Origin of the sequence: Pseudomonas folii (genome assembly GCF_014357575.1) — a bacterium.
In the GTDB taxonomy this organism is placed as follows: domain Bacteria; phylum Pseudomonadota; class Gammaproteobacteria; order Pseudomonadales; family Pseudomonadaceae; genus Aquipseudomonas; species Aquipseudomonas folii.
Genome location: NZ_JACONW010000015.1, coordinates 24,261 through 47,608 on the forward strand (window position 1 = coordinate 24,261; position 23,348 = coordinate 47,608).

The window sequence follows — 23,348 nt, forward strand, 5'->3', positions numbered from 1 at the left end:
ATAACTCATCAGGGTGCACTACGGGCGGCTGCGTATGCACTGCCCCCCGTAGCGGCGCTTCAAACCCTGCTGATCCGAGGAACCGAGGCTATGCCAAAATCCTCTGTCTCAAAGCTCAAGTTCGGATTATAAACCGGATCCCATGCAATGATGTCCTTCCACTTTTGCTGCATGTAATGCACCTCACTCATAAACCGCTCGCGTTTATCCGGAGTGTCTTCTACCCCTCTCGTCGCGGATTCATGATGATAGAGGTCGGCATTGGGCGTCCAGATGTTCTGGTAACCAGCCCCTTTGATCTTGAGGCAAAGGTCCACGTCGTTGAACGCGATTTTCAGCTCGTTTTCATTTAGCCCGCCAACCTCTTGGAACACTGCCTTGCGAACGACCAGGCACGCAGCGGTCACGGCAGACATGCCTTGTATGAGAGAGGCACGACCGAAATATCCGTGGTGTCCCCGAGGCATGTGTTTGTGAGCGTGCCCCGCGAGGGTCAGCGGACCCATAATAATGCCGCCGTGTTGCAGAGTATCATCCGGATACCATAGACGTGCGCCTACAGCACCTGCACCGGGCTGTAGCGCAAGGGAGACCATTTCACCGAGCCATTCAGCGTTGATTACCTCGATATCGTTGTTGACCAAGCCAATCAGTTCGCCGTTGGCTACTGCAACTGCCCGGTTATTCAGTGCCGAGTAATTGAATGGGCCATCGTCACGAATCACCCGAATGTTAGATTGCTGATCCAATTCACTGAAATAGTTGAGGCTTTCTACTTCGTCCGAACCATTGTCAACGAGAATAATTTCATAGTTCTTATAGGCGGTTTTTTGAACAATGCTGTCGATGCATTGCTTGACCAGCCCGTGCGCATTGCGCGTCGGAATAATCAGACTTACCAGCGGTTCGGCCGGTGGCAGGTCGTAGTGGACGCGGTACATGCCGAAGTCCAGAAGTTCAGTATTTCCAGCTACGCCAATACGTTGCAGATGCTCGTCCAGTGCCTTTTGGCCTGCCAGCTGCGCGTAGGGTTTCTCACCCGGTGACAGGGCAGTGCTACCAGCGTGAATGCGCCAGTGATAAAGGACGCGGGGGATATGTACAATTTGTTCGTCTTTGACCTTTTCGACGCAACGCAGTGCGAGGTCGTAGTCCTGAGAACCCTCCATACCTAAGCGGAAGCGCCCAACCTGTTCAACCAGATCACGGCGATAAGCGCCCAGGTGGCTGATCATATTGTGAGAGCGGAAGAGGTACATATTCCAGTCTGTTTTGAAATAAGGCGCGGACCGGTTGCCGTGAACGTCGATTTTATCTTCGTCGGAGTAAATCAGCGCCACCCCCGGATTTTCCACGACTGTGCGGGCTATCCAGTAGAGGGCATGCTCGGGCAGAAGGTCATCGTTATCCATAAGTGCCACATACTCCCCTTTGGCAATATCAAGGGTGGAGTTGGTAGCGTTGCAGATATGACCGTTCTTTTCACGGTACACAACGTTGATGCGTTTGTCCGTCTTGCTCAGGCGTTTAAGACAAGCCTTCACTTGCGGGTTGGTCGAAGCGTCGTCTGCGATGCACAACTGCCAGTTGGTATAAAGCTGGGTCTGCACACTCTTGACTGCTTCTTCGAGCATCTCAAGTGGTGGGTTGTAGACAGGCATCAAAATTGAAATCAGTGGTGCATTATGCCATTGCGCAATATCAGTACGCGCTTTGTCTCTGTCTTCATTTGTAAGGGTGTCAAAAGCCCTCACCCATGCGGCGTAGCCTTCTTCTGGCGTTTCGTCCAGGTTGTTGGCTGTCGCAGTCTGACCGTAGCCGATGCGTGAATTCAGAATTCTGGCTTTAAGCTCTGAAATCCCACCAGACCGAAGTGTCTTCAGGGCTTTTTTCAGCGCGTTACTTAGGCCACCATTACGCTGAACTATGCTTCTTAGCAATGTTGTAGCGCGTTTCGCCATTCGCAAAGCCCGAGCTGCAGAGCGTAGCGGCCGGGTTATCTTGAAACTCAGGGATGAATGCCACGCGATGGCCTGCAAATTCAGATTATGGATGTGCGTGTCTTTCTCGGCCAATTGCCTGGCGTGGTCACTGATAAGGTTCTGTATGTGCACCTCCTTATCATTCAACTGGCCTAGGTGAGTCTCACTGATGCTTAGCACCTGGTCTTCCATGATTTTTTTCTGAAGAGCCTGCTCCAGTTGCGTGGCTTTTAGATTCAGCTCTTCCTGCATTTTAAGCGCTTGGTCATTATGCTCTCTGCAAGCTTCAATCTCTTCTGCCGCTTCCTTGAGTCGTGCCTCTTTGTCTGTGAGAAGGTGGTTGAGCTTCTTGTTGATGCCCAGTAGAAGTTGCAGAGGCTCATGCATAATTTCTTGGGGGGCAATCTGGCTATCCAGCTTCAGTTCCTGAGCTACACGCTCGTCAGTATGAAGTACGATCTCCAGCTCCAGTGCAAACTGCGCATTGGTTTGCAGATTCGTCAAATCTACCGGCAGCTGAAAGCTAGGATCGTCGTCCATGCTCAGCAAAAAACCGGAGCAATCAGGACGAGCTAACTGCAGCAGGCCGGAGGTATTACGCAGCTCATCCAATCGCCCGCTCCATGTCCAGACTACCTGGCCATTGCTTAACAAACGCATATGATTGATGGAAAAAGATATGCGGGTATCGACCGGATCTATCCTGATATGCTTCGGCACCTGCTCAAAGTCCGGGAAGTCAAAACTGATAGTCTGAACTCCAGGAGCAATTTTTATTGCTTCAGTAGATTCTTCAGAAAAATTACCGTGCTCATCACTATAGTAAATTTTCGCCTGCATATCAGCGCGACCGGACTGTTTTTTCTGGTTGATAGGCTCATCAGGCGCCCAGTTCAGAAATGTTTCGGCAGATCTGCCTGTCACTTGCTCTTGGAATTGAGCTTCTGTGGCAATGTAACCATCGAGCTCGGTGCTCGTAACCTGTAGACCACCGCTGCCAAAAATTTCGATGATGAATTGACGACGGCTGTAAGGCACTGAGCTTGTAACCTCTGGGGTTGCCGAAGCGATCAGAAGTAGCAGCGCTCTCATGAGCAGGTGACCCAGAGGTAATCCCGAGGTCATCTCCCACTCTATATCAATCAGTGCCGGCGTCTGATCTTCCTGGATGACGATGTTTTGCGGAACTGCATCGAGAAAATACCCTGGAAGTATTTGGGATACGTTATCTAGCGGCGTATCGATACCCTGTTCAAGCAGTAATGCTTGCAAGCAATCAACGTAGCGCTTGAGGAACTCTCCAAAATCCTGGATTGTCCAGTCAGGCGTCGCCGCGACTTTCAGAAAGTCTCCACTTAATACGTGACCACGAATATAAGATGCTCGCTCCGGGAGAATGTATCTGAACTCGCCTGTCTCTTTCTCGGCGGAGGCGCGTTGTATGCGACTATATTGAACTTCAATACCCGAAGCTGTTTCGACGAACGAGGATTCCTTACAGTACGCAGGCTTCCTGCCGGTACTGTAATGAAAAGCCAATATTTCAGCGGGTAAAGCTGGTTTATCATCCAGCGCGGCCGAAATCAAAAATGAGTTGGCCATGTCCATGCCAAGACCATTATCGATAACGACTGGCCAGGCCTGTTCAAGCTTGAAGAAAGTTTCGGCAGGTAGTTGTGGATCTTTTTTGACATTCTGCCATGCCAGCGCAGACGCATCGAAAGACTTGGACGCGAGTCCGCGCTCGGTGGTAATCGAGTTGGGCAGTTTGTAGTCGGGGCTTGGTGACAGAAAGTCAGTTCTGCTGAACCCTGCCTTTTTGATTAGCGCAGCAATTTCCAGACGGCCGAACGTTTTTGGCTGCCCTTTGATGTAGCGGCCTTCAATCCCGTACATGGGGACGCCCAAATGATCCTCGGGCGCACCGGCAAAATATTTCAGACCCAGCTGGTTCTCGATGGCGATGAACAGGTGACCGCCAGGCTTCAGCAGGCTTCGAATCCGTTGCAGCATCCCAAGTGCCGGGTCTTCAGCCGAGCTAAACATGCTCGCGTACTCAAGGACGCCGATCAAGGTTATGACATCGAACTTGTGCTCAGTTTTGAAATCATCGAAGCGTTCGGCGAGCACTACAACGTTATCGAGATCTCGAGTGCGGCTGGCGGCCATTTTCGCGCGCCTGGGGCTTCCTTCCAAACTCAGGACTTGTCCACCGCATTCACCCAGATAACGAGAAATTGCGCCACAACCGGCGCCGATTTCGAGGGTGCTACCGCCGAGGTAAGACTCGAACGGGCGCAGGATGTTGCCACGTGATGAACTCAGGTGGTAAAGCGTAGCCCAGTCGGTGCAGTGCTGGCTCAGCTCTTGAGACAAGACCGAAACATCATTGGCTTCACGAATTATTTTGGCCAACTTGACTTCTGATGCATCGCCGTCGCTGTATGCGATTCCTGCAAAGTTGGGGCGACCCCAGACCTTCGTGGATTCATCAAGGGCATAACCTTGCTGTTCAAGATCAAACATTTTTATTTACCTGATCAATTTCCATTGAAACAGCCAGATCAATCAGGCCAAGCAGTTTCGGAGTAGGGGCTACTACAAGATGTAATGAGTCATAACGACGGTCATGGGGCAAAATTTCTTCACCTTCACGGGACGCGATGCCCAGAGATATAAAATAGTCGCCAGCCGCGAGGCGAGCGATGAATTTGAGACTGCCGCGCGCGAATGTGCCAGCGCCACCTACGCTCTGCATACCCTCGCACTCAAGCATGAAGGAGTTGGTGCCATAAACGGTCACCCCTTCTTTTGTCTTGATGGTAAAGCCCAGAATTGGATTGACAATCAGGCGGTTAAAACGCACTGCAACATTGAGCACCACTTCCTCCCCAGATTCGACGCTATTGGGGAACGCCTTTCCTCCAGCGGCGAAGTGGTAGTCGAGCAACGTAGCGCCGCCGTCCCCCCAGCGGTACTCATGGGGGTTGTATCCGATGCGGGTATGGAACATTTCTGACCCAAAATCCAGCAGCTCATCAGCAGCTGGTTCCTGAACATTGGCAGGCAATTGGGCTGTATCCGGGGCGGCAGATTCTTCAGGCCGCTTTTCACGGCCGAACAGAATATCGAGATAACGGTTAACAACAGGCCGGGAGCTGCCGATCATCTCGACACGACTGCGCTCCAGCAAGATCGCTCGGTTGCAATGAGTCACGACTTGTTCACTGGCATGTGTCACCAGCAAAATACTGGTTCCATTTTCTTTCAGTTGGCGTAGCCGTTCGAAGCATTTGGCTTGAAACCGGGCATCGCCTACCGATAAGGCCTCATCGACAATGAGGATATCGGGGTCTACTTGTGCCTGTACTGCAAACGCTAACCGAACGGCCATACCACTGGAATACAATTTGACGGGTTGATCGATAAACTCACCTATATCGGCGAATCCTGCGATGGCGTCGAACCGATCGTCAATTTCGTCTTTGCTCAATCCCAGCACCGCGCCATTCAGGTAGACATTCTCTCGGCCGGAGAACTCAGGATTGAAGCCTGAACCCAGTTCGAGCAGGGCGGCGATACGGCCTTGGGTTTCGATTTGCCCTGACGTAGGCATCAGTGTGCCGCAAATAATTTGCAGCAACGTCGATTTGCCTGAACCATTGCGTCCGACAATCCCGACGGTCTCGCCTTTTTTGACACTGAAGCTGACGTTGTTGAGTGCCCAGAACTCCTTCCCATAGGTGGATATCCTGTCGCCCACAAGGCGCTGTAGCCGAGGGACAAATGACTGTTTCAGACGGTCCGAGGGCTTCTCGTAAGTGTAAAAACACTTGGAGACGTCCTGCACGCTGATTGCAATTTCATCAGAGGACATCAGCAAATCCCTTACGAGTTTTTTGGAAAAGCCAGAAGCCTGATGTCGCAATCAGTACCCCTACGATCATGGCAATCCCGAGGTGATCCCACTGAGGCATATTCCCCATAAGCAACACGCTGCGGCTTTCCTCAATAATGTATGTCAGTGGATTGAGTTGTATCCAGGGACGGTAGATTTCCGGCAACGCTGCCGTGGGGTAAAGAACGGGAGAAAGGAACATCAAGACCGTGGTAAGCACACCAATTATCTGACCTACGTCACGGAGGTAGACACCCAGCGACGCAAGTAGCCAACTGATCCCCAGGGTTCCCAAAATCATCGGCACCATTATCAACGGGAAAAAAATCGCCGACCAATACAGCGTGTGGGTAAGAAGCAATTGCGCGAGTAGCAGTACAATCAGGCTTATGATCCCGTGAAAAATCGCCGAGCCGAGCGAGATAGCAGGGAGGATTTCTACCGGAAAAAGAACCTTCTTAACGTAGTTCGCGTTGGACATGATTAATGATGGGGCTCTGTTTGCGCACTCGGCGAAAATCCCGTGGACGATCATTCCGACGAATAACTGAATCGCGAAACCACCTTTCCCCAAGTCCTGCCCCACCCACCTTGCTTTGAAAATTTCAGAAAAAACAAAAGTGTAAACCGCCAGCATCAGGACCGGATTGAAAAATGACCACGCAAGACCCATGACCGAACCGCGATAACGGCCGATCACTTCTCTTTTGGTCATCTGAACAATTAATTGTTTATTGTGCCAAAGGCTGCGGACCATGCTCAGAGGGCCAGCAGAAGGTGCCAAATGCGGATTCACTGATCGAATACCTCCGCGTCACTCAGCAAACTGGCCAGTTGGTCCTTGGACGATAACGTCGGCAGCCCGTCAAGCTGCCAGTCGATACCCAATTCCGGATCATTCCAAGCCAGGCTTCGCTCAAACTGTGGGGCATAATAATCGGTCGTCTTGTATAAGAATTCGGCTTTTTCGGACAACACCAGAAAACCGTGTGCAAACCCCTCTGGTACCCAAAGCTGGTGTCGATTGGCCGCGCTGAGCTTCGCCGCGACCCATTTGCCAAAGGTAGGTGATTTTTTTCTGAGGTCTACAGCGACATCAAGGACTTCACCTTGGGAAACCCGAACGAGTTTCCCCTGCGGCTGCTTGATCTGGTAATGCAGTCCTCGCAGCACCCCACGCATTGAGCTCGAGTGGTTGTCCTGGACGAAGTTGATTGGTCGTCCCACCGCTTCTTCAAATACTTTCTGATTGAAGCTTTCGTAGAAGAACCCTCGGTCATCGCCAAAAATCTTTGGTTCGAAGAGAATGACTTCAGGTATCGCAAGAGGTGTCGCATTCATTAACGCATTGTCTCCACGAAAAAATTCAGAGTGGTTGGCGCGAATCCACGCGGTAGGGAGCACAGGGGTGACAGACGATTTTTCAGATTATTCGTCAAAGGCTGCAGCTCGACGCTTCGCTATGGTCGCGGTGTCAAGGCTTATCGCCCATGCCCTGGTTGTTGGCAGGTACGTCATGTTCAATGGGTTCCCTGTCGATGGTTTTGACGGAGCACCGCAGTTGGTTTGTGACGAGTAAGCCTGGCTGGGTATCGCGTTCATTCAGGACTCTTGTTATTCAATTACGACCAGCACCAGGTATTGGGAGCGGCGAGAGCTGACAAGCAGCGCGCTGGAGGAGCATTTCGACCACCGAAAAATTAGCGGCCAACCTTATCACAAAAGGTGGATTTCGGTCGTTTTGAAATACCTGATAAAGCTTGGATAGGGATGCCTGCAGGGGATGTTTCGAAAGCGTGGCATATGCTGGCGAGGCCTAAGAAGTGGTGAATTTGATCGAATTCCGGTGAATGAGCCATGTATGCCCGCGGCACGGCGTCACCTTGGTTAAGGCGTTTAAGGGCATGGGGCCGAGGTGTCGCCATGAGCTCTTTCGCCCCGTCACCCTTTCGATCATGGAGAGGCCACGTGTAAACGCTACTTCGTCGCCATATGCGCTAGATAGCAGGAGCTCATTCATTTGATTGGCGCACCTATGATCGCGGTGATGATGCACAGTATTCTGAACAGGCATCGGTCGCGTAGACGTCGTCGGCATTGACTTGGGCCCAGCCCCAGTGCCATCAAATCAATACGATTGAGCGCTCGCCAATGGGGTCTGGTCGACGATTCTTTTTGGTCGTTAACCAGTGCTTCAATCAGCTTTACCTGCCCAAACCACCAGCCGTTACGAATCATCCGATACCGCACGAACAGCGCCTGTACCCCTACGTTCGCACCCACCTGGTTATCTTGATGTTGCCGGTAGTCCATCCCGGGGGCGGGGTCGATGTACCAGCGATATCCGTTGCTACGCGCAAATGCATAGATGTACCAGTCATGTAGCGTAACGTTTTGTAGTGCGTCCCACTGGCGACGAATTTGGCTCTGCAAGTGGAGAACGAATGCCTTTTGCATGACGTAGGTGCAACCAGGCCCTGCTGCTTCAAAGTAGTGATCCCAACGGACTTGCGGCTGCGCTTTATCGAGAAGCTGCCTATTGCCGTCCGGCCAAAAAGCGGTGACGTTGCCTGAATAACAATTCACCGGGTATGTGGACAGATAATAAGCCGCGCGCAAAAGTTTATCGGGATGCCACCGATCATCCTGATCTGCAAGTGCTACGAAGTCGAAATCTTCTATGTCAACAGTACGAAGGAGATGAAAGAAATTCCGGCTTGCTCCACCCCTTCCTTCAGCCGGTGGTAGCAATGAGGCATTCGCATGAGCTGCTGCATAGTCGGCACACCAAGCCTGTGTAGCATCCGATGAGGCATCGACGCTGATGAAGATATGGACCTTGACGCCCGTTTGGGCCTGAATGCTGGCAATCTGCTCCTCGATCCACTGCATGCCGTTATACGCTGCGAGCAGCACTGCTATCTTAATTTGGGGGGCTGGCATCTTGCCTCTGCGTCGAAATAAAGATGAGAATTCAATCGCTCTGTCAGAGCTGATTCAGTGCTACCGCAACGTAAAGACTAATGGTCCCCGCTAGCGTCTGCCTGTAAAGACGCGCCTTTTTAACCAGGAACAGTCTCGTCCAGAGATTACTTTTCCGCAGTTGCTCGAAATAGCCCAGAAGCAGGCGATTGTGAGGTGTCAGTTCGGATGTGTATTCTCTCAGGATAAGCAGGTTTTTTTCATTCCAGTATTTGGACATGCCACCTAGCATGTCGCGTACACGGCGGATACGATTTTGGATGCCGGTGTTTGCACCAATTATATTGGCGCCGTGCTGACGGTAAAGCAGGGTCGGTTCCTGATCGAAAACTATGAGCCCGCCGCAGCCACTCACGATTAAGTAGGCGAGCCAGTCATGGGCGATAACGGTGGCTTGTAAATCTGTTCGTGCCAGTAGTTTTCGGGCCGACTCGTTGATTAACATTGTGTTTGCGCCAGCAAGGCTTTGCACCAACGCATTGCTAAAGCTTGGGGGCTTAATGAACGAAGGGCTTACGCTCGTCAAATTTCCTTCTGAGTCGATGTGCTGTGTTCTAGAGCAGTACAAAGAAGGAGCGTTCTGCTCATTATTTGCCAGCGCAGCCAGGCTTCTTTCCAGCTTGTCTGGCAGCCAGATATCGTCTTGATCGCTGAAGGCGTAGTAGTCGCAATTGATCGTTTTATTGCGAATCAAAGACATGAAGTTCTGCGCAAAACCCTCTTTAGGGCCATTGAAAACGAACATGTTCTCGCCCAGCAGCGCCTGGTAGTCCTGCAGAATTTTGCCCGTACCATCTGTAGAGCCGTCATCCGACACGAACAATTGCCAATGCTCATAGCTTTGGGCAATAAAAGATTCAATTTGCCCCTTCAAGTAAGTTTCACCGTTGTAGGTGCAGAGCAATATGCCAACCATTGGAGGCTTCAGTAGATCGGATGGCGCGGTGCGATGATCTTTTATTGAGTGAGGAGGTGACTGATCTACCATGGTTACCAATGCTGCCGTTATAAATGAAGGCTATTGTGGGTATCGTGTCCGTTCCAGGCAACGATGCGGTGCGCGTATAGGGGGCTTTGACCGCTGCCGGTGGCGTTAATCCCATCAGGTGCCGACAGGTGCACTGGCAATATTATCCTTGCGATACCGACTAAGGGTGAGCTCGATCAATTTTCATCACTTTCCTACCCCTACAGTCGCCTTTTCCTACGCGCTAGCCGTCACTTCTTTAACGGTTGCTTGTTCACAAGTGACCGGTTACGCCCGATACGCAGTGTCTTGGCGACAAAGTTGCGCAGTCTGTTGTCGAAGAAGCCCAGTACGCGTCGTCCTGTTTCTTCCGGTCTGCCACTGAACGAGGTGACGTGAAAATAGTCAGTGTGGTCTGGCGATTGTTTGGAAAAATAGTAGTTCGAGACGCAGCAGCGCACGTCGTCCGTGACAACCCCGCTGACTGAATGCCAGGACGCTTTGTTGGTTTCCATGACCACCATTCGGTTGCAGGCCGAGACGATGGTCTTGGGTGTTTTCACGTTCTCGTCCCACAGCTCAAAATTCCCACCGTTTTCCATCGCCCAGTCTGGGGTCACGTAGTAGAGAAGGTTGAGGCGTCGGTACAGGTCACGATCTGCGCCATGGCTGTTGTCAATGTGCGGGTTCAGAAAGCCGCCTTTGAACATCATGGACAACCCGCCCGCGTACAGGCTCGGGTCAGGCTCGATGTGCTCGAATCGGGTCAGCTCCGCGACTTTTGAAACGACCGACGGATGCTGCATTGCGTAGGTGATTGCCGCGAGAATCGGCGGGAGCTGGGAAAGATCCGTCAGCGTCTTCTTCTGTTCGCGAAAAGTCGCGCGATCCAGAAAAGCTTCGGTATTGCGTGGGAAGGCTGCATAAATAGCTTGCACCGTCTCCTTCGGCAGAAGGTCATCAACAACAAAATGACGCGTGGGCGTGCCTTCAGGATTATCCCATTGCAGCTGAATTTGATCGCTGAGGCTGTCCAGTCGTTTGACTATGATCTCTGCTATTTCCGCAACTTCCATCAGTACTCCCATGCGCATCATGAATTCAGGGCACTACCCTAAGGTTCGAAGAGGTCGACATCTCCGTCTCCGTCTCCGTCTCCGTCTCCGTCTCCGTCAGTCGGATTAGATGGTCGTCGCGTCCACGATTCCCTCTGCGGGGCATGCCTTGAACGGTCCTTTAACTAATCACCGCGGCTTGTGCCAACGCTGTCTTTGGCGTGATGCGGCCAATGTTAACCGGCAGGCCAAACAGATAGAAGTTTTTTACGGATACGCTGTGTATTCTGAGTACTTCACTGACAGCCAATTCCCCCCTGCGCAGGCGGGTGCTTTTGTTGTTGCAAATACTCACACAGTCACCGGGCTTACCTTGAAATCTCCCGTTTACCTCATCACTGGCGCCACCGGTTTCATTGGCCGAGCTCTGTTCGATTACTTGTGTAACAAAGGCGCGGCGGTGCGCGGTACATCACGTCGCGCAGATAACGGCGCTGAAGGCTGGATACAAGTTGCCAGTATCGATCGCAACACCAACTGGTCTAGCGCGCTAACCCATTGTGACGTGGTGATTCACACCGCAGGCAGAGCGCACGTTCTGCGCGAGCAAGAAGCGAACCCGCTTGAGCAATTTCGCAAGGTCAACGTCGAAGGCAGTTTGGCCTTGGCCCGTCAGGCAATGGACGCGGGTGTTCGACGATTTGTATTCATCAGTTCCATTGGTGTTAACGGTCCTGAAACCCCACTGGGTCAGCCTTTCACTGAGCTTTCCACTCCGGACCCGCAGCAGGCTTATGCCCAGTCGAAGCTTGAAGCCGAGCTGGCATTGCGTGATCTGGTGGCAGGGCAATCCATGGAATTGGTAATAGTTCGTCCGCCGCTGGTCTACGCGGCTCATGCGCCCGGTAACTTCGCCCGCCTGTTGGGACTTGTTGGCAAGCGGTTTCCGCTGCCCCTGGGCCGCATTCGCAATGCCCGGAGCATGATAGCCCTACAAAATCTGGTGGGGTTTCTTGAGCTTTGCCTTACGCATCCGGCGGCTGCCAATGAGACGTTTGTGATCGCCGATGGGCAGGATGTTTCGACGACCCAGTTGGTTGAGTTGCTGGCGCAGGGCATGGGGCATCGCGCAAAGCTTCTTCCTGTTCCGGTCTCGGCATTGCGTAGCGGTCTTGCTTTGCTTGGCCGCAAAGGGCTGGGCCAGCAACTGTGCGGGTCGTTGCAGGTAGACGCCAGTAAGGCACGTCACTTGTTGGGGTGGCAGCCTGAGATTAGCGCGGCCGATGCATTGCGCGACAGTGCCAGGCAATGGCTGCAGTCCCGCTCCTGAGTGCGAACGGTATAGAATGGCCGTTTTTCGAAGGATGTAGCCGCTTGATGGATTTGAGTTTCTGGTGGGTGCCTGCGATCATTTTGTTATCGGCGGGGCTTACCTGGGTATTACGGCGTTACGCATTGGCACGTAGCCTCATGGACATTCCCAATGCGCGAAGCTCCCATAGTTTGCCTACGCCTCGGGGCGGGGGCGTCGCCATTGTCCTGAGCTTTCTATTGGCGCTGCTGGTTATGCAGATTGAAAGCCCCGGGGCCTGGCATGCGACGCTGGCCTTGGGCGGTGCCGGCCTGGCCGTTGCAATTCTGGGTTTCCTCGATGACCACGGCCACATTGCGGCGCGCTGGCGGTTGCTTGGGCATTTCAGTGCTGCTGTCTGGGGGCTTTTCTGGTTGGGCGGCCTGCCACCGTTCAGCCTGTTCGGCGCCACGTTCGACCTCGGTTGGATAGGGCATGTCCTGACGTTGTTCTATCTGGTCTGGATGCTCAACCTTTATAACTTCATGGATGGCATCGACGGTATCGCCAGTGTCGAGGCGATTTGCGTGTGCCTGGGCGCCTGTCTGATCTATGTGCTTTCAGGTCATGGGTCGTTGATCGCTTCACCGCTGTTGCTGGCGGCTGCGGTGGCAGGCTTTCTGTTCTGGAATTTCCCGCCCGCGCGTATTTTCATGGGCGATGCCGGTAGCGGCTTTCTCGGCGTCATCATCGGGCTGCTTTCGCTGCAAGCCGCATGGGCTGAGCCGTCCTTGTTATGGAGCTGGCTGATTTTGCTGGGCGTATTCATTGTCGATGCAACTGCAACACTCATTCGCCGACTCGTACGCGGTGACAAGGTGTATGAGGCGCATCGCTCCCATGCTTACCAGTTTGCGTCACGTCGTTTTGGTAGGCATCTGCCGGTGACCTTGGGGGTGATGGCTATCAACGTGCTCTGGCTGCTGCCGCTGGCCATGGCGACAGGCGTCTGGGGATTTGATGGCGCTACCCTGTTGGTCATTGCATATGTACCGTTGTTGGTACTGGCTTTAGTGCTAGGGGCGGGGGGGCTTGAATCCAATGATGCCAACCGTCTGTAATAAAAATGCTACAAAGGTCGTTTTCAACTAAGCGCTGTCCAACGACAGTCCGTACAATAGCGTATGGATTTGGTGTGGTTGAGGGATGAAAATGTCGTTGCGCTCGCGAATGCTCGGTCTTTCGCGCCAAAACAAACGAATGCTGCAAGTCGGTGCCGACGTCGCCATTATCTGGGCGGCCCTCGCTCTCGCTTTTTTTGTGCGGCTCGGGCTTGAGGTTGCTTATTCGGCCCTCACCGCGCATTTGTGGCTTTTTATTGCGACCCCCTTACTGACCATTCCCATCTTCATCCGCTTTGGCATGTACAGAGCGGTGATGCGCTTTTTCGGCAATGATGCGCTCATTACCATATGCAAGGCAGTAACCCTTTCGGCGTTGCTGGTAGGCTTTTTTGTGTACTGGTACAGCGACCACAAGATAATTGTCCCGCGCTCCATCGTGTTCAATTACTGGTGGTTGAGCCTGGTCATGGTGGGCGGTCTACGCCTGTTCATGCGTCAGTACTTCATGGGCGACTGGTTCATGGCGGTTCAGCATGTGCCTTTTGCTTCACGCAATGATGCTCTGCCTAAAGTTGCGATCTACGGCGCGGGATCGGCGGGTAACCAGTTGGTCGCGGCCTTGCGCATGGGGCGCTCCATGCGTCCCGTGGCGTTTATCGACGACGATGAAACGATCACCAAACGCACTATTGCGGGGTTGCAGGTTTATAAACCCAGGCACATTCAGCAGATGATCGACGCTACAGGCGCTGGAGAGGTCCTCTTGGCCTTGCCATCAACCACCCGAGTGCGGCGTCGTGAGATTCTCGAGTATCTGGAAGGCTATGCGCTTCACGTACGTAGTGTTCCAGCCCTCGCGGATCTGGCCAGCGGCAGGGTAAAGGTGGATGACATTCAGGAAGTCGACATCGCAGATTTGCTCGGTCGTGATCCGGTGCCTGCGCAGGACGATCTGCTGGAGCACTGCATCACTGGCAAAGTCGTGATGGTCACCGGGGCCGGCGGCTCAATCGGCTCTGAGTTGTGTCGCCAGATCCTGATGCTCAAGCCCACCAAACTTCTGCTGCTGGATCACGGCGAGTTCAACCTTTACACGATACTCGGCGAGTTGGAACAGCAGGTTCAAAGGGGCTCGCTGGACGTCGAAGTGCTGCCCATTCTCGGCTCGGTTCGTTACTTCGGCAAAATGGTCGATGTCATGCACACGTGGGGCGTGGACACGGTTTACCACGCCGCAGCGTATAAACATGTGCCTATGGTTGAGCACAACATCGCTGAAGGCGTACTCAACAATGTGATGGGCACGTTGCATACGGCACAGGCTGCCTTGCAGGCTGGAGTCACCAACTTTGTGTTGATCTCTACTGACAAGGCTGTGCGCCCGACCAACGTTATGGGCAGTACCAAGCGGCTTGCGGAAATGGTCCTGCAGGCACTCAGTCGTGAAGTTGCGCCTGTACTGTTTCGTGGCAGCAGCAATGTTTCCCAGGTCAATAAGACACGATTCACCATGGTGCGCTTCGGTAACGTGCTTGGCTCGTCAGGTTCAGTCATTCCACTGTTTCATCAACAGATCAAGAGTGGTGGTCCGTTGACCGTGACGCACCCGGCAATTACCCGATATTTCATGACCATCCCTGAAGCCGCTCAGTTGGTGATACAGGCAGGCTCCATGGGGCGGGGCGGGGACGTCTTCGTGCTGGACATGGGCGCCCCGGTGAAGATCATTGAACTCGCCGAGCGAATGATCAATCTGTCCGGGCTCAGTATTCGATCCGAGCGAAACCCTCACGGTGATATCGCTATCGAGTTCACCGGATTGCGGCCGGGTGAAAAGCTCTATGAAGAGTTGTTGATCGGCGATAACGTCGTCTCGACACGCCACCCCATGATCATGAGTGCTCAGGAAGATTTCTTGCCCTGGAGCCAGCTCAAGGAGCAACTGGAGTTGCTGCTGGATGCTGTTTCCAGAGATGACTATCCCGATGTAAGGCGCGTATTAGGCGAGATGGTTGTGGGTTACGCCCCAGAGGGAGACATTGTTGACTGGAACTACCTTGAGACGCGTGCTGATCCCCAATAAGTGCCACGCGTTGGCGCGTGTATTGGATTATCGACAAACATGGCTTTAGGCTATGCCTGGATCATTTGCCGAACAGCTGAACAAGTAGTCTTGTCTCAACATGAAATTTAACGGCGTGGCTCTATAATCGATGGCGTTGTTGCATTGTTTTTGAGATAACTCGTCATGACTTCATCCTCGCCTGATGTTCTGCAGGTTGCGTAGATGACCCAGGATGCTGATCAAGGGGACTGAAGGAATCATGGAAAAACTTAGGGCGTTCTTGTTAGCGCTGCCTCGCCGTCAAAAACGAATCATTCAGGTAGCCACTGATATTGTTCTGGTGTGGGCCGCGCTGTGGATGGCGTTCTTCGTCCGGCTGGGCGCCGACGATTTGATTAACCCCCTGCAATCACACACCTGGCTGTTCATCAGCGCTCCTATTGTCGCCATCCCGCTTTTCATTCGAATGGGCCTTTACCGGGCTGTCATGCGTTACTTCGGTAATGATGCCCTCATCGCTATCATCAAAGCGGTCAGCCTCTCTGCGTTGATTCTCGGCTGCCTGGTTTATGTCTACAGCAATCATAAGCCGCTGGTTCCACGGTCCATCATGTTCAACTACTGGTGGTTGAGTCTGGTCATGATCGGCGGTTTACGTCTTGCCATGCGCCAGTACTTTCTCGGCGACTGGTTTGCAGCGTCGCAGCATGTACCGTTCGCTAATCGGGAAGATGGCATTCTCAAAGTTGCTATCTACGGTGCGGGTTCAGCGGGCAATCAGTTAGTGGCGGCTTTAAGAATGGGACGTCTCATGCGCCCCGTAGCCTTCATCGATGATGACGCGTCCATCACCAATCGAATTATCTCCGGGCTCCAGGTTTACAAGCCTCAACATATTCAGCGAATGATGGAAATGACCGGGGCTCAGGAAATCCTGCTCGCCATTCCATCTTCCACACGTGGGCGTCGGCGTGAAATTCTAGGATTTCTCGAAGGCTTCCCTCTGCACGTCAGGAGCGTTCCAGGGTTCATGGATCTGGCGGCGGGGCGAGTAAAAGTCGATGATCTTCAGGAAGTGGATATTGCTGACCTTCTGGGGCGTGACCCGGTGCCTGCTCAGGATCACCTGCTGGAGCGCTGCATCAAGAGGCAGACGGTTCTGGTCACAGGGGCTGGAGGATCAATTGGTTCGGAACTGTGCCGCCAGATCGTATTACTGGAACCCACGACTCTTCTGCTGTTCGATCATAGCGAGTTTAATCTCTACACGATTTTTTCCGAGTTAGAGGCCTTTGTTCAAAGCAAGACGTTGCCGGTAAAGCTGCTGCCGATTCTTGGATCGGTGCGCAGCCAATCCAAGCTATACGACACGATGAAAACCTGGAATGTGACCACGGTTTACCATGCGGCTGCGTATAAACATGTACCGATGGTTGAACACAATATTGCCGAGGGTGTGATCAACAATGTGCTGGGCACGGTTAATACGGCTCAAGCCGCGCTTCAGGCCGGGGTGGCCAACTTCGTGCTGATTTCGACTGACAAGGCTGTGCGTCCTACCAATGTTATGGGGGGAACAAAGCGTCTTGCCGAACTGACGCTGCAAGCGTTGAGTCGAGAGGTTTCACCGGTCATGTTTGGTGATACCTCAAATATTCGTCAGGTCAACAAGACCCGATTCATCATGGTTCGGTTTGGCAATGTGCTGGGCTCGTCCGGATCTGTTATCCCGCTATTCCATAAACAGATTCAGTCGGGCGGCCCGCTTACTGTTACCCACCCGAAAATCACCCGGTACTTCATGACCATTCCTGAAGCTGCGCAACTGGTGATTCAAGCTGGCTCGATGGGCATGGGCGGAGATGTCTTTGTGCTGGACATGGGCGAGCCCGTCAAAATTGTCGACCTGGCGGAAAAGATGGTGCATCTGTCCGGCCTGAGCATTCGGTCCGAAAAGAATCCCCACGGTGATATTTCCATCGAGTTCACGGGTTTGCGCCCCGGTGAGAAACTTTACGAAGAGTTACTTATTGGCGATAACGTTGTCTCCACGCAGCATCCAATGATCATGAGTGCTAATGAAGATTATCTTTCATGGGAAAGAATGAAGGGCTATCTGGACCAGTTGCTCATTGCCGTTGCGGAAGATGACTATGCGCGGGTCAGGAAAATACTCATGGAAACGGTGAACGGGTACGCTCCTGACGGCGAAATCGTGGATTGGAGTTATCAGCAGCGACACCGAAATCCTTGAGTGTAGTCCGGCGAGCGCATGACTTTGTCAGTATAACGGCATGCGGTTGTACCGCGACTCACCAGACCCGTCTGAAGCGTCGGCAAAAGCGATCACTGTTTGAGCTTCACATTCTCGGCTCGTACCGGGGTATTCATGGCGATATCCGTTGCGGCCAACGAACCAATCACCTGATCCAGATACTTCGGTGCCATCCCAAAGCCCGGCCGCACGCTGCGCACAGCATCTGCACTGATCATCTCGCCGGCCTTGAGATCTTTCACGAAATACAACGAACGTCGAAACTTCACGTTCCCTTGCTCGCTGGCTTTACGGCCATAGTCCACACGACCTAGCGCGGCCCAGGCCGTTTTACTGTCCCGACACAATGCCTTCAACTCATGGGGTTCCAGCGAGAAGCTGTCGTCCGGACCACCGCCACTGCGGTCGAGGGTGAAGTGCTTTTCGATGATGGATGCGCCCAGCGCAACACTGGTGATGGCGGTGGTGTTATCGAGGGTATGGTCCGACAGACCGGTTACCAGCCCGAAGCGCTTCATCATGTCGGGGAGGGTACGCAGGTTGTAGTCTTCCGCAGGCGCTGGATAACCACTGACACAGTGCAGAATCGCGAGTTCTTTACAGCCGCCGGCACGCGCTGCGTCAATGGCTTCGGCAATCTCCTGCTCATCCGCCATTCCGGTGGAAATGATCATGGGTTTGCCGGTGCTGGCGACGTATTTGATCAGCGGCAGATCTACAGCTTCAAATGAAGCGATCTTGTAAGCGGGCGCGCCGAGGTCCTCAAGCAAATCCACAGCCGTTGAATCGAACGGCGAGCTGAACAGCGTGATGCCTACTTTACGGGCATGCTCGAACAGCGGCGCGTGCCACTCCCAAGGCATCTGGGCGCGAAGATACAGCCCATGCAGAGTCTCACCGTCCCACAATCCACCGTGAATTTTGAATTCATCGGCATCGCTATCAAGGGTGATGGTATCAGCCGTATAGGTCTGTAACTTGACAGCATCAGCGCCAGCCAGCTTGGCTGCTTCAATGATTTTCAGTGCGGTTTCCAGCTTGCCATTATGATTGGCGGAAAGCTCGGCAATGATATAGGGAGACGACTCCACACCAATGGTACGGCCTGCTATGGATATCGATGGACTCATGATCTTTCCCCAAACACCTTGACCAGCTTATCCAGAATGGCCGGACGTTTTTCCTGCCACTCTGACGACAACAAACCGAACTGAACGATACCCACTTGCTCACCCTCGTACAGATGCTGCTTGGGCGGCACCTCTTCAATCGTGAATCCGAATTTCTGATGCAGCTTGAGCACGGCATGATTGAATTCCAGCACTTCGCATCGCAGCTTGTGCAGGGCGAGTTCGCCAAAGGCCATATCTAATGCCAGAAACTCCATTTTACTGCCCGTTCCTTTTGGCGATTCCGGATCGGCATAAAACGCCCATGTGCCCACGGCATCAACCCTGTCAAGATCGCTAAAGCCCACCACGCCGAGAGCAATACCCGAGCACTCATACATGAAGTAACGTCGGTCCGTTCGCCCCTGAAGCGAGTTCCACCACTTCCTGTGTTCGGAGGGGGAAATAACATGCCTGGAGTACATATTGCTCCGAACGCTTTCGGCATTGCGCCACGTCAGCACGCGCTCAAGTTCGTCCTCACGGATAGCTCTTAACAACCCCAAGCTGCTCACTGCGCCATCTCCATACCCGCCAATCGCTTCAGAATACTGCTGACCCTGTTTGCTCCTGCACCGTCGGTAATCCCTGAAGAGGCGGTGGTCATATTATTCAGAAAACCAGGGTCACTGAGCGCACGCTCGATGCACTGCGATAATTGATCACCAAGTGCTTCTTCAGAGGACAGCACGTGAGCCGCACCCGCAGATGACAGCAACGATGCGGCATATCGTTGGTTATCGGCCAATATCAACATCAGCGTAGGCAAGCCAAGACAGCATCGTTCCCAGGACGTAGATCCAGCAGCGCCTATGGCCAGATCGGCAGCGCACATCTGACTTGCCATATCCGAAACATTCTCAATAACACTGGTTCTCCACGGCATGCCTGCTGCCCGCTGGCGAACAGCTTCCAGCCACGGCGCAGTCGTTCCCATCACGACAACGATTTCAGAATCCTTGGGGAGCGGGCTTTCGCACAAGCCATCCAGAACCCGCTCCGTGACATTGTTGCTGTCTACTCCACCGAGACTGATCAGGATACGTTTCAGTCCGCTGTTTTTACGCCGCTCGAGTGACATTTCTCGCAGCCTTGAAAAGTCAGGGCGAAGCAGGGCGTATTCACTGCCAGTCAGTATTTCGCATCCCTCAGGCACTAGTCTCTGATAGTCAGACTCGGGGCGTCCGTAAGTCTGGTCCAGCAGCACATCGCAGCAGTGGCTGCGAGTGGCCAGGTCATCGATCACAGCCAACCTTGAGTAATGAGATCCCAATAGTTCTTGCCAGCGATAGTCGATCCCGTAGTGATCTACGATCATCCAATCATATTGATGATCACCAAGAGCCCGTTCGCAAGTTAATGCATCACTCTCCTGAGTGGCCCCCAACCATTGCAGGTAGTGAGCGCTGGAATAAGCAGATATGTCGGCGCAAGGCGCTCCCAGACTGAGGACTGCAAACCCTTGATTGCGAATAAACCCAATCAGGTTGCCAGGGTGCTCTCTGCACAAAAACTCACAGACAGAGCCTCTTTCCGTGAGGGCATGAGCCAATGTGAGGCAGCGCATGACATGACCGCTGCCCATCTCAAGTGAGGCATCGACCCTGAAAACGACCCTCATCGGCTTCACTTTGCCGCATCCGCAGCATTCATTGCCTTGAACATCCATTCCGCACGTACCCAGTCATCAAGGGTATCGATGTCTTGCACGCGATGCCGCGCCAGCTTTACGGCTGCCGAATACCGACTGAACATGATTTTGCCCTGCAGCCAGGCACTCGCCTTGCCCCAATAGAATTGGCCTGCGTCGTGAAAAGCCTCTTCCAGTTCCTGCGAGCGGGTATTGAAATGTTCCGGGCTGAACATGCTTACGCGATCAGCTTCATCAAGGCGTATGGCGCGCTGGATAGGGAAGGGGTAGCTGGTTACTGAGAACGCATAATCACTGCCGGTCTCTTCCAGCACATTCAGACCTGCCTGCAGATCCTCAGCCCTGACGAAAGGCGCCGTCGCATAGACGCAGCACACATGCGTCGCGGCAATCCCGCTATCCAGATGCCACTGCACGGCGTGGGCCACCACCGGGATGGTGCCGGTGTAATCGTCCGACAAGGTATCCGGGCGCATGAACGGCGTGGTTGCGCCGTATTCGCGCGCCACTTCCGCGATCTCTTCATCGTCGGTGGAGACGACTACGCGATCAAAGCAGCCACTCTGAAGTGCTGCCTCAATCGACCAGGCAATGATTGGCTTGCCGCAAAACATCTTGATGTTCTTGCGGGTTATACGCTTGCTGCCACCGCGAGCAGGGATCACCGCCAGTTTCATGGGATGAGGGCCTTGCTCAGGGCCGCGACAACCTCATCCTGGTGGTCGAGGGTCATGGTCTGGAACATCGGAATACTGAGGGCTTCACGATAGTATTTCTGGCTTTCCGGAAAGGCGTCCGGCGCAAAACCCATTTGCTGGAAGTACGGCTGCGTGTGCACCGGAATGTAATGCAGGTTTACGCCGATACCCTGAGCACGCATGGATTCGAACACTTGGCGATGCGTCACCGCCAGTTTGTCGAGCTGCAAGCGGATGACGAACAAGTGCAGGCCTGAGTAGCCTTCCGGGTGCTGCCATGGGAGGGTGATCGGCAAGTGAGCCAGCAGCTCTTGATAACGTGCTGCCAACAGGTGTCGCCGCGTAACGTAATCATCAAGCCGGTCCATCTGGCTGACACCCAACGCCGCCTGCAACTCGGTCATCCGATAATTGAAGCCGAGATCGATTTGTTGGTAGTACCACGGGCCATCGGCGTCGTGGGTCATTTGCTCCGGATCGCGGGTAATGCCATGGCTGCGCAGCAATGCCAACTTCCGGGCCAGTTGCGCATCATTGGTGGTGACCATCCCGCCTTCTGCGGTGGTAATGATCTTTACCGGGTGAAAGCTGAAAACCGTGATATCGCTATATTGGCAGTTACCAATGGGTAGACCCTGGTACTTGCCGCCAATGGCATGGGATGCATCTTCGATAACCCGAAACCCGAATTGCTGCGACAGTGCATGGATGCGCTCCATGTCACAAGGCTGGCCGCAGAGATGTACCGCAACCAATACCTTCGGCAACTGCCCGGTTCGTTGAGCTTCCAGCAACTTATCCTCAAGCGCTACGACGTCAAGGTTGTAAGTGCGCGGATCGATGTCCACGAAATCAACCTGCGCACCGCAATACAGTCCGCAGTTGGCAGAAGCGACGAATGTAACCGGTGTCGTCCACAACAGATCGCCGGGCCCAAGCCCCAGCGCAAGACAGGCAATGTGCAGCGCGGACGTCGCGCTGTTGACTGCGAGCGCATGTCTGGCGCCGCAGTAGTTGGCAATCAGGCCCTCAAACCGCGGGACCATCGGCCCCTGGGTCAGAAAGTCGGACTGTAAAACGCCCACCACTGCGTCAATATCGGCCTGGGTAATGTCCTGGCGGCCATAGGGAATCATATTCAGGCCTCGGCGGACTTGTTGAACTGAGCAACTTGAGCCACATCGAGAAACTGCGGATTTGTCCCGGAATTGTATTCAAACCCTTGCTGCACAGGCACACCGGTTTCACCCAACTGGTTAACTGTGAAGTCGTTAGTGCGACTGTAGAATGTGATGGTCGGGCGCAGCACGTAATGATCTTCGAATTCCAGAGTCAGGTGCGAGTCATCGGAAGGGCACATGATTTCATGCAGCTTCTCGCCGGGACGGATTCCGATAACCTTTTGCGGCATACCCGGCGCCATGGCTTCAGCGAGGTCAGTAATGCGTACCGATGGGATCTTGGGTACAAAAATCTCACCGCCATACATGCGTTCAAAGTTCTTCAGCACAAAATCCACGCCCTGTTGCAACGTGATCCAGAAGCGCGTCATGCGTGCGTCGGTAATCGGCAAAGAATCAGCGCCGGAAGCGATGAGTTTCTCAAAGAACGGTACAACTGAACCCCGCGACCCGACGACGTTGCCGTAGCGGACTACTGAAAACTGGCAGCGATGCCCCCCGGACATATTGTTGGCGGCGACAAAAAGTTTGTCAGACGCCAGCTTGGTCGCACCGTAAAGATTGATCGGGTTGGCAGCCTTGTCGGTGGATAACGCAATCACCCGCTCTACATTATTCTCCAGCGCTGCATGAATGACGTTTTCAGCACCATGAATGTTGGTCTTGATGCATTCCATCGGGTTGTATTCTGCGGCAGGCACCTGCTTGAGTGCCGCGGCATGAATAACGAAATCAACACCCCGCATCGCTTGCACCATGCGCTCCTTATCACGCACGTCACCAATGAAATAGCGCATGCACGGAGCATTGAAGGTCTGCTGCATTTCGTACTGCTTGAGTTCGTCGCGAGAAAATATGATCAACTTCTTAGGCGTGTAGCGGCTCAAAATAGTCTGAACGTACTTTTTGCCGAACGACCCCGTGCCACCGGTGATGAGAATGGTCTTATCGTTGAACATCTATCTATCCTGAAAAGAAGTCTTGGATGTGTTCGGCCTGACATTTGATTG

General features: G+C 53.4%; 17 protein-coding genes. 4 read left to right on the forward strand and 13 right to left on the reverse strand.

Annotation, left to right across the window (positions count from 1 at the left end):
- Positions 1-59: 59 nt before the first annotated feature.
- The 7 genes from H8S59_RS05525 to H8S59_RS05555 all read right to left on the reverse strand — a co-directional run bounded on the left by H8S59_RS05525 (position 60) and on the right by H8S59_RS05555 (position 10,905).
- A complete protein-coding gene (locus H8S59_RS05525) occupies positions 60-4,508 on the reverse strand; it encodes a glycosyltransferase (protein WP_187520756.1) in 4,449 nt (1,482 codons plus the stop codon).
- Positions 4,501-5,859, reverse strand: a complete 1,359-nt coding sequence (locus H8S59_RS05530) for an ABC transporter ATP-binding protein (RefSeq protein WP_187520757.1) — start codon at positions 5,857-5,859, stop codon at positions 4,501-4,503. Before H8S59_RS05530 ends, H8S59_RS05525 begins: the two co-directional genes overlap by 8 nt.
- The gene (locus tag H8S59_RS05535) at positions 5,849-6,676 is read right to left on the reverse strand and encodes an ABC transporter permease (RefSeq protein WP_095094812.1); all 828 of its coding nucleotides are present in this window, start codon (positions 6,674-6,676) and stop codon (positions 5,849-5,851) included. Before H8S59_RS05535 ends, H8S59_RS05530 begins: the two co-directional genes overlap by 11 nt.
- Entirely contained in the window at positions 6,673-7,221 is a 549-nt protein-coding gene (rfbC, locus tag H8S59_RS05540) for a dTDP-4-dehydrorhamnose 3,5-epimerase (RefSeq protein ID WP_095094809.1), read from the reverse strand. The genes H8S59_RS05535 and rfbC overlap by 4 nt, the downstream gene beginning before the upstream one ends.
- A 675-nt stretch (positions 7,222-7,896) precedes the next feature.
- Positions 7,897-8,823, reverse strand: a complete 927-nt coding sequence (locus H8S59_RS05545; RefSeq protein ID WP_187520758.1) for a glycosyltransferase — start codon at positions 8,821-8,823, stop codon at positions 7,897-7,899.
- A gap of 43 nt (positions 8,824-8,866) precedes the next feature.
- On the reverse strand, positions 8,867-9,850 hold the full coding sequence (locus H8S59_RS05550) for a glycosyltransferase family 2 protein (protein ID WP_246475084.1): 984 nt from the start codon (positions 9,848-9,850) through the stop codon (positions 8,867-8,869).
- A gap of 230 nt (positions 9,851-10,080) precedes the next feature.
- The gene (locus H8S59_RS05555) at positions 10,081-10,905 is read right to left on the reverse strand and encodes a 2OG-Fe(II) oxygenase (protein ID WP_187520759.1); all 825 of its coding nucleotides are present in this window, start codon (positions 10,903-10,905) and stop codon (positions 10,081-10,083) included.
- A gap of 352 nt (positions 10,906-11,257) precedes the next feature.
- On the opposite strand from H8S59_RS05555, the gene H8S59_RS05560 reads away from it, so the two are divergent.
- The 4 genes from H8S59_RS05560 to H8S59_RS05575 all read left to right on the forward strand — a co-directional run bounded on the left by H8S59_RS05560 (position 11,258) and on the right by H8S59_RS05575 (position 17,618).
- A complete protein-coding gene (locus H8S59_RS05560; RefSeq protein WP_246475086.1) occupies positions 11,258-12,214 on the forward strand; it encodes an NAD-dependent epimerase/dehydratase family protein in 957 nt (318 codons plus the stop codon).
- Between the two features lie 53 nt (positions 12,215-12,267).
- The gene (locus H8S59_RS05565; protein ID WP_425504559.1) at positions 12,268-13,296 is read left to right on the forward strand and encodes an MraY family glycosyltransferase; all 1,029 of its coding nucleotides are present in this window, start codon (positions 12,268-12,270) and stop codon (positions 13,294-13,296) included.
- An 85-nt stretch (positions 13,297-13,381) separates the two neighbouring features.
- The gene (locus tag H8S59_RS05570) at positions 13,382-15,382 is read left to right on the forward strand and encodes a polysaccharide biosynthesis protein (RefSeq protein ID WP_425504558.1); all 2,001 of its coding nucleotides are present in this window, start codon (positions 13,382-13,384) and stop codon (positions 15,380-15,382) included.
- Positions 15,383-15,623: 241 nt separating this feature from the next.
- Complete coding sequence (locus H8S59_RS05575) at positions 15,624-17,618, forward strand: polysaccharide biosynthesis protein (RefSeq protein WP_187520771.1); 1,995 nt, start codon at positions 15,624-15,626, stop codon at positions 17,616-17,618.
- Between the two features lie 92 nt (positions 17,619-17,710).
- On the opposite strand, the gene pseI is transcribed toward H8S59_RS05575, so the two are convergent.
- The 6 genes from pseI to pseB are packed head-to-tail and all read right to left on the reverse strand — an operon-like array spanning position 17,711 to position 23,297.
- Complete coding sequence (pseI, locus tag H8S59_RS05580) at positions 17,711-18,769, reverse strand: pseudaminic acid synthase (protein ID WP_187520762.1); 1,059 nt, start codon at positions 18,767-18,769, stop codon at positions 17,711-17,713.
- Positions 18,766-19,323, reverse strand: coding sequence for a UDP-4-amino-4,6-dideoxy-N-acetyl-beta-L-altrosamine N-acetyltransferase (pseH, locus tag H8S59_RS05585; RefSeq protein WP_343073037.1), 558 nt, complete (start codon positions 19,321-19,323; stop codon positions 18,766-18,768). Before pseH ends, pseI begins: the two co-directional genes overlap by 4 nt.
- Entirely contained in the window at positions 19,320-20,477 is a 1,158-nt protein-coding gene (gene pseG, locus H8S59_RS05590; RefSeq protein ID WP_246475088.1) for a UDP-2,4-diacetamido-2,4,6-trideoxy-beta-L-altropyranose hydrolase, read from the reverse strand. Before pseG ends, pseH begins: the two co-directional genes overlap by 4 nt.
- Positions 20,435-21,136, reverse strand: a complete 702-nt coding sequence (gene pseF, locus H8S59_RS05595; protein WP_095094793.1) for a pseudaminic acid cytidylyltransferase — start codon at positions 21,134-21,136, stop codon at positions 20,435-20,437. The genes pseG and pseF overlap by 43 nt, the downstream gene beginning before the upstream one ends.
- Complete coding sequence (gene pseC, locus H8S59_RS05600) at positions 21,133-22,293, reverse strand: UDP-4-amino-4,6-dideoxy-N-acetyl-beta-L-altrosamine transaminase (RefSeq protein WP_187520763.1); 1,161 nt, start codon at positions 22,291-22,293, stop codon at positions 21,133-21,135. The genes pseF and pseC overlap by 4 nt, the downstream gene beginning before the upstream one ends.
- Positions 22,294-22,295: 2 nt before the next feature.
- The gene (gene pseB, locus H8S59_RS05605; RefSeq protein WP_095094790.1) at positions 22,296-23,297 is read right to left on the reverse strand and encodes a UDP-N-acetylglucosamine 4,6-dehydratase (inverting); all 1,002 of its coding nucleotides are present in this window, start codon (positions 23,295-23,297) and stop codon (positions 22,296-22,298) included.
- Positions 23,298-23,348: the final 51 nt, after the last annotated feature.

Excerpts from the sequence above, each read along its gene's own strand:
- pseF (WP_095094793.1), bottom strand. The coding sequence starts at position 21,136 with ATGAAACTGGCGGTGATCCCTGCTCGCGGTGGCAGCAAGCGTATAACC.
- H8S59_RS05550 (WP_246475084.1), bottom strand. The coding sequence starts at position 9,850 with ATGGTAGATCAGTCACCTCCTCACTCAATAAAAGATCATCGCACCGCG.
- H8S59_RS05545 (WP_187520758.1), bottom strand. The coding sequence starts at position 8,823 with ATGCCAGCCCCCCAAATTAAGATAGCAGTGCTGCTCGCAGCGTATAAC.
- H8S59_RS05555 (WP_187520759.1), bottom strand. The coding sequence starts at position 10,905 with ATGGAAGTTGCGGAAATAGCAGAGATCATAGTCAAACGACTGGACAGC.
- H8S59_RS05570 (WP_425504558.1), top strand. The coding sequence starts at position 13,382 with ATGAAAATGTCGTTGCGCTCGCGAATGCTCGGTCTTTCGCGCCAAAAC.
- H8S59_RS05525 (WP_187520756.1), bottom strand. The coding sequence starts at position 4,508 with ATGTTTGATCTTGAACAGCAAGGTTATGCCCTTGATGAATCCACGAAG.
- rfbC (WP_095094809.1), bottom strand. The coding sequence starts at position 7,221 with ATGAATGCGACACCTCTTGCGATACCTGAAGTCATTCTCTTCGAACCA.
- pseI (WP_187520762.1), bottom strand. The coding sequence starts at position 18,769 with ATGAGTCCATCGATATCCATAGCAGGCCGTACCATTGGTGTGGAGTCG.
- H8S59_RS05530 (WP_187520757.1), bottom strand. The coding sequence starts at position 5,859 with ATGTCCTCTGATGAAATTGCAATCAGCGTGCAGGACGTCTCCAAGTGT.
- pseC (WP_187520763.1), bottom strand. The coding sequence starts at position 22,293 with ATGATTCCCTATGGCCGCCAGGACATTACCCAGGCCGATATTGACGCA.
- pseG (WP_246475088.1), bottom strand. The coding sequence starts at position 20,477 with ATGGATGTTCAAGGCAATGAATGCTGCGGATGCGGCAAAGTGAAGCCG.
- pseB (WP_095094790.1), bottom strand. The coding sequence starts at position 23,297 with ATGTTCAACGATAAGACCATTCTCATCACCGGTGGCACGGGGTCGTTC.
- H8S59_RS05575 (WP_187520771.1), top strand. The coding sequence starts at position 15,624 with ATGGAAAAACTTAGGGCGTTCTTGTTAGCGCTGCCTCGCCGTCAAAAA.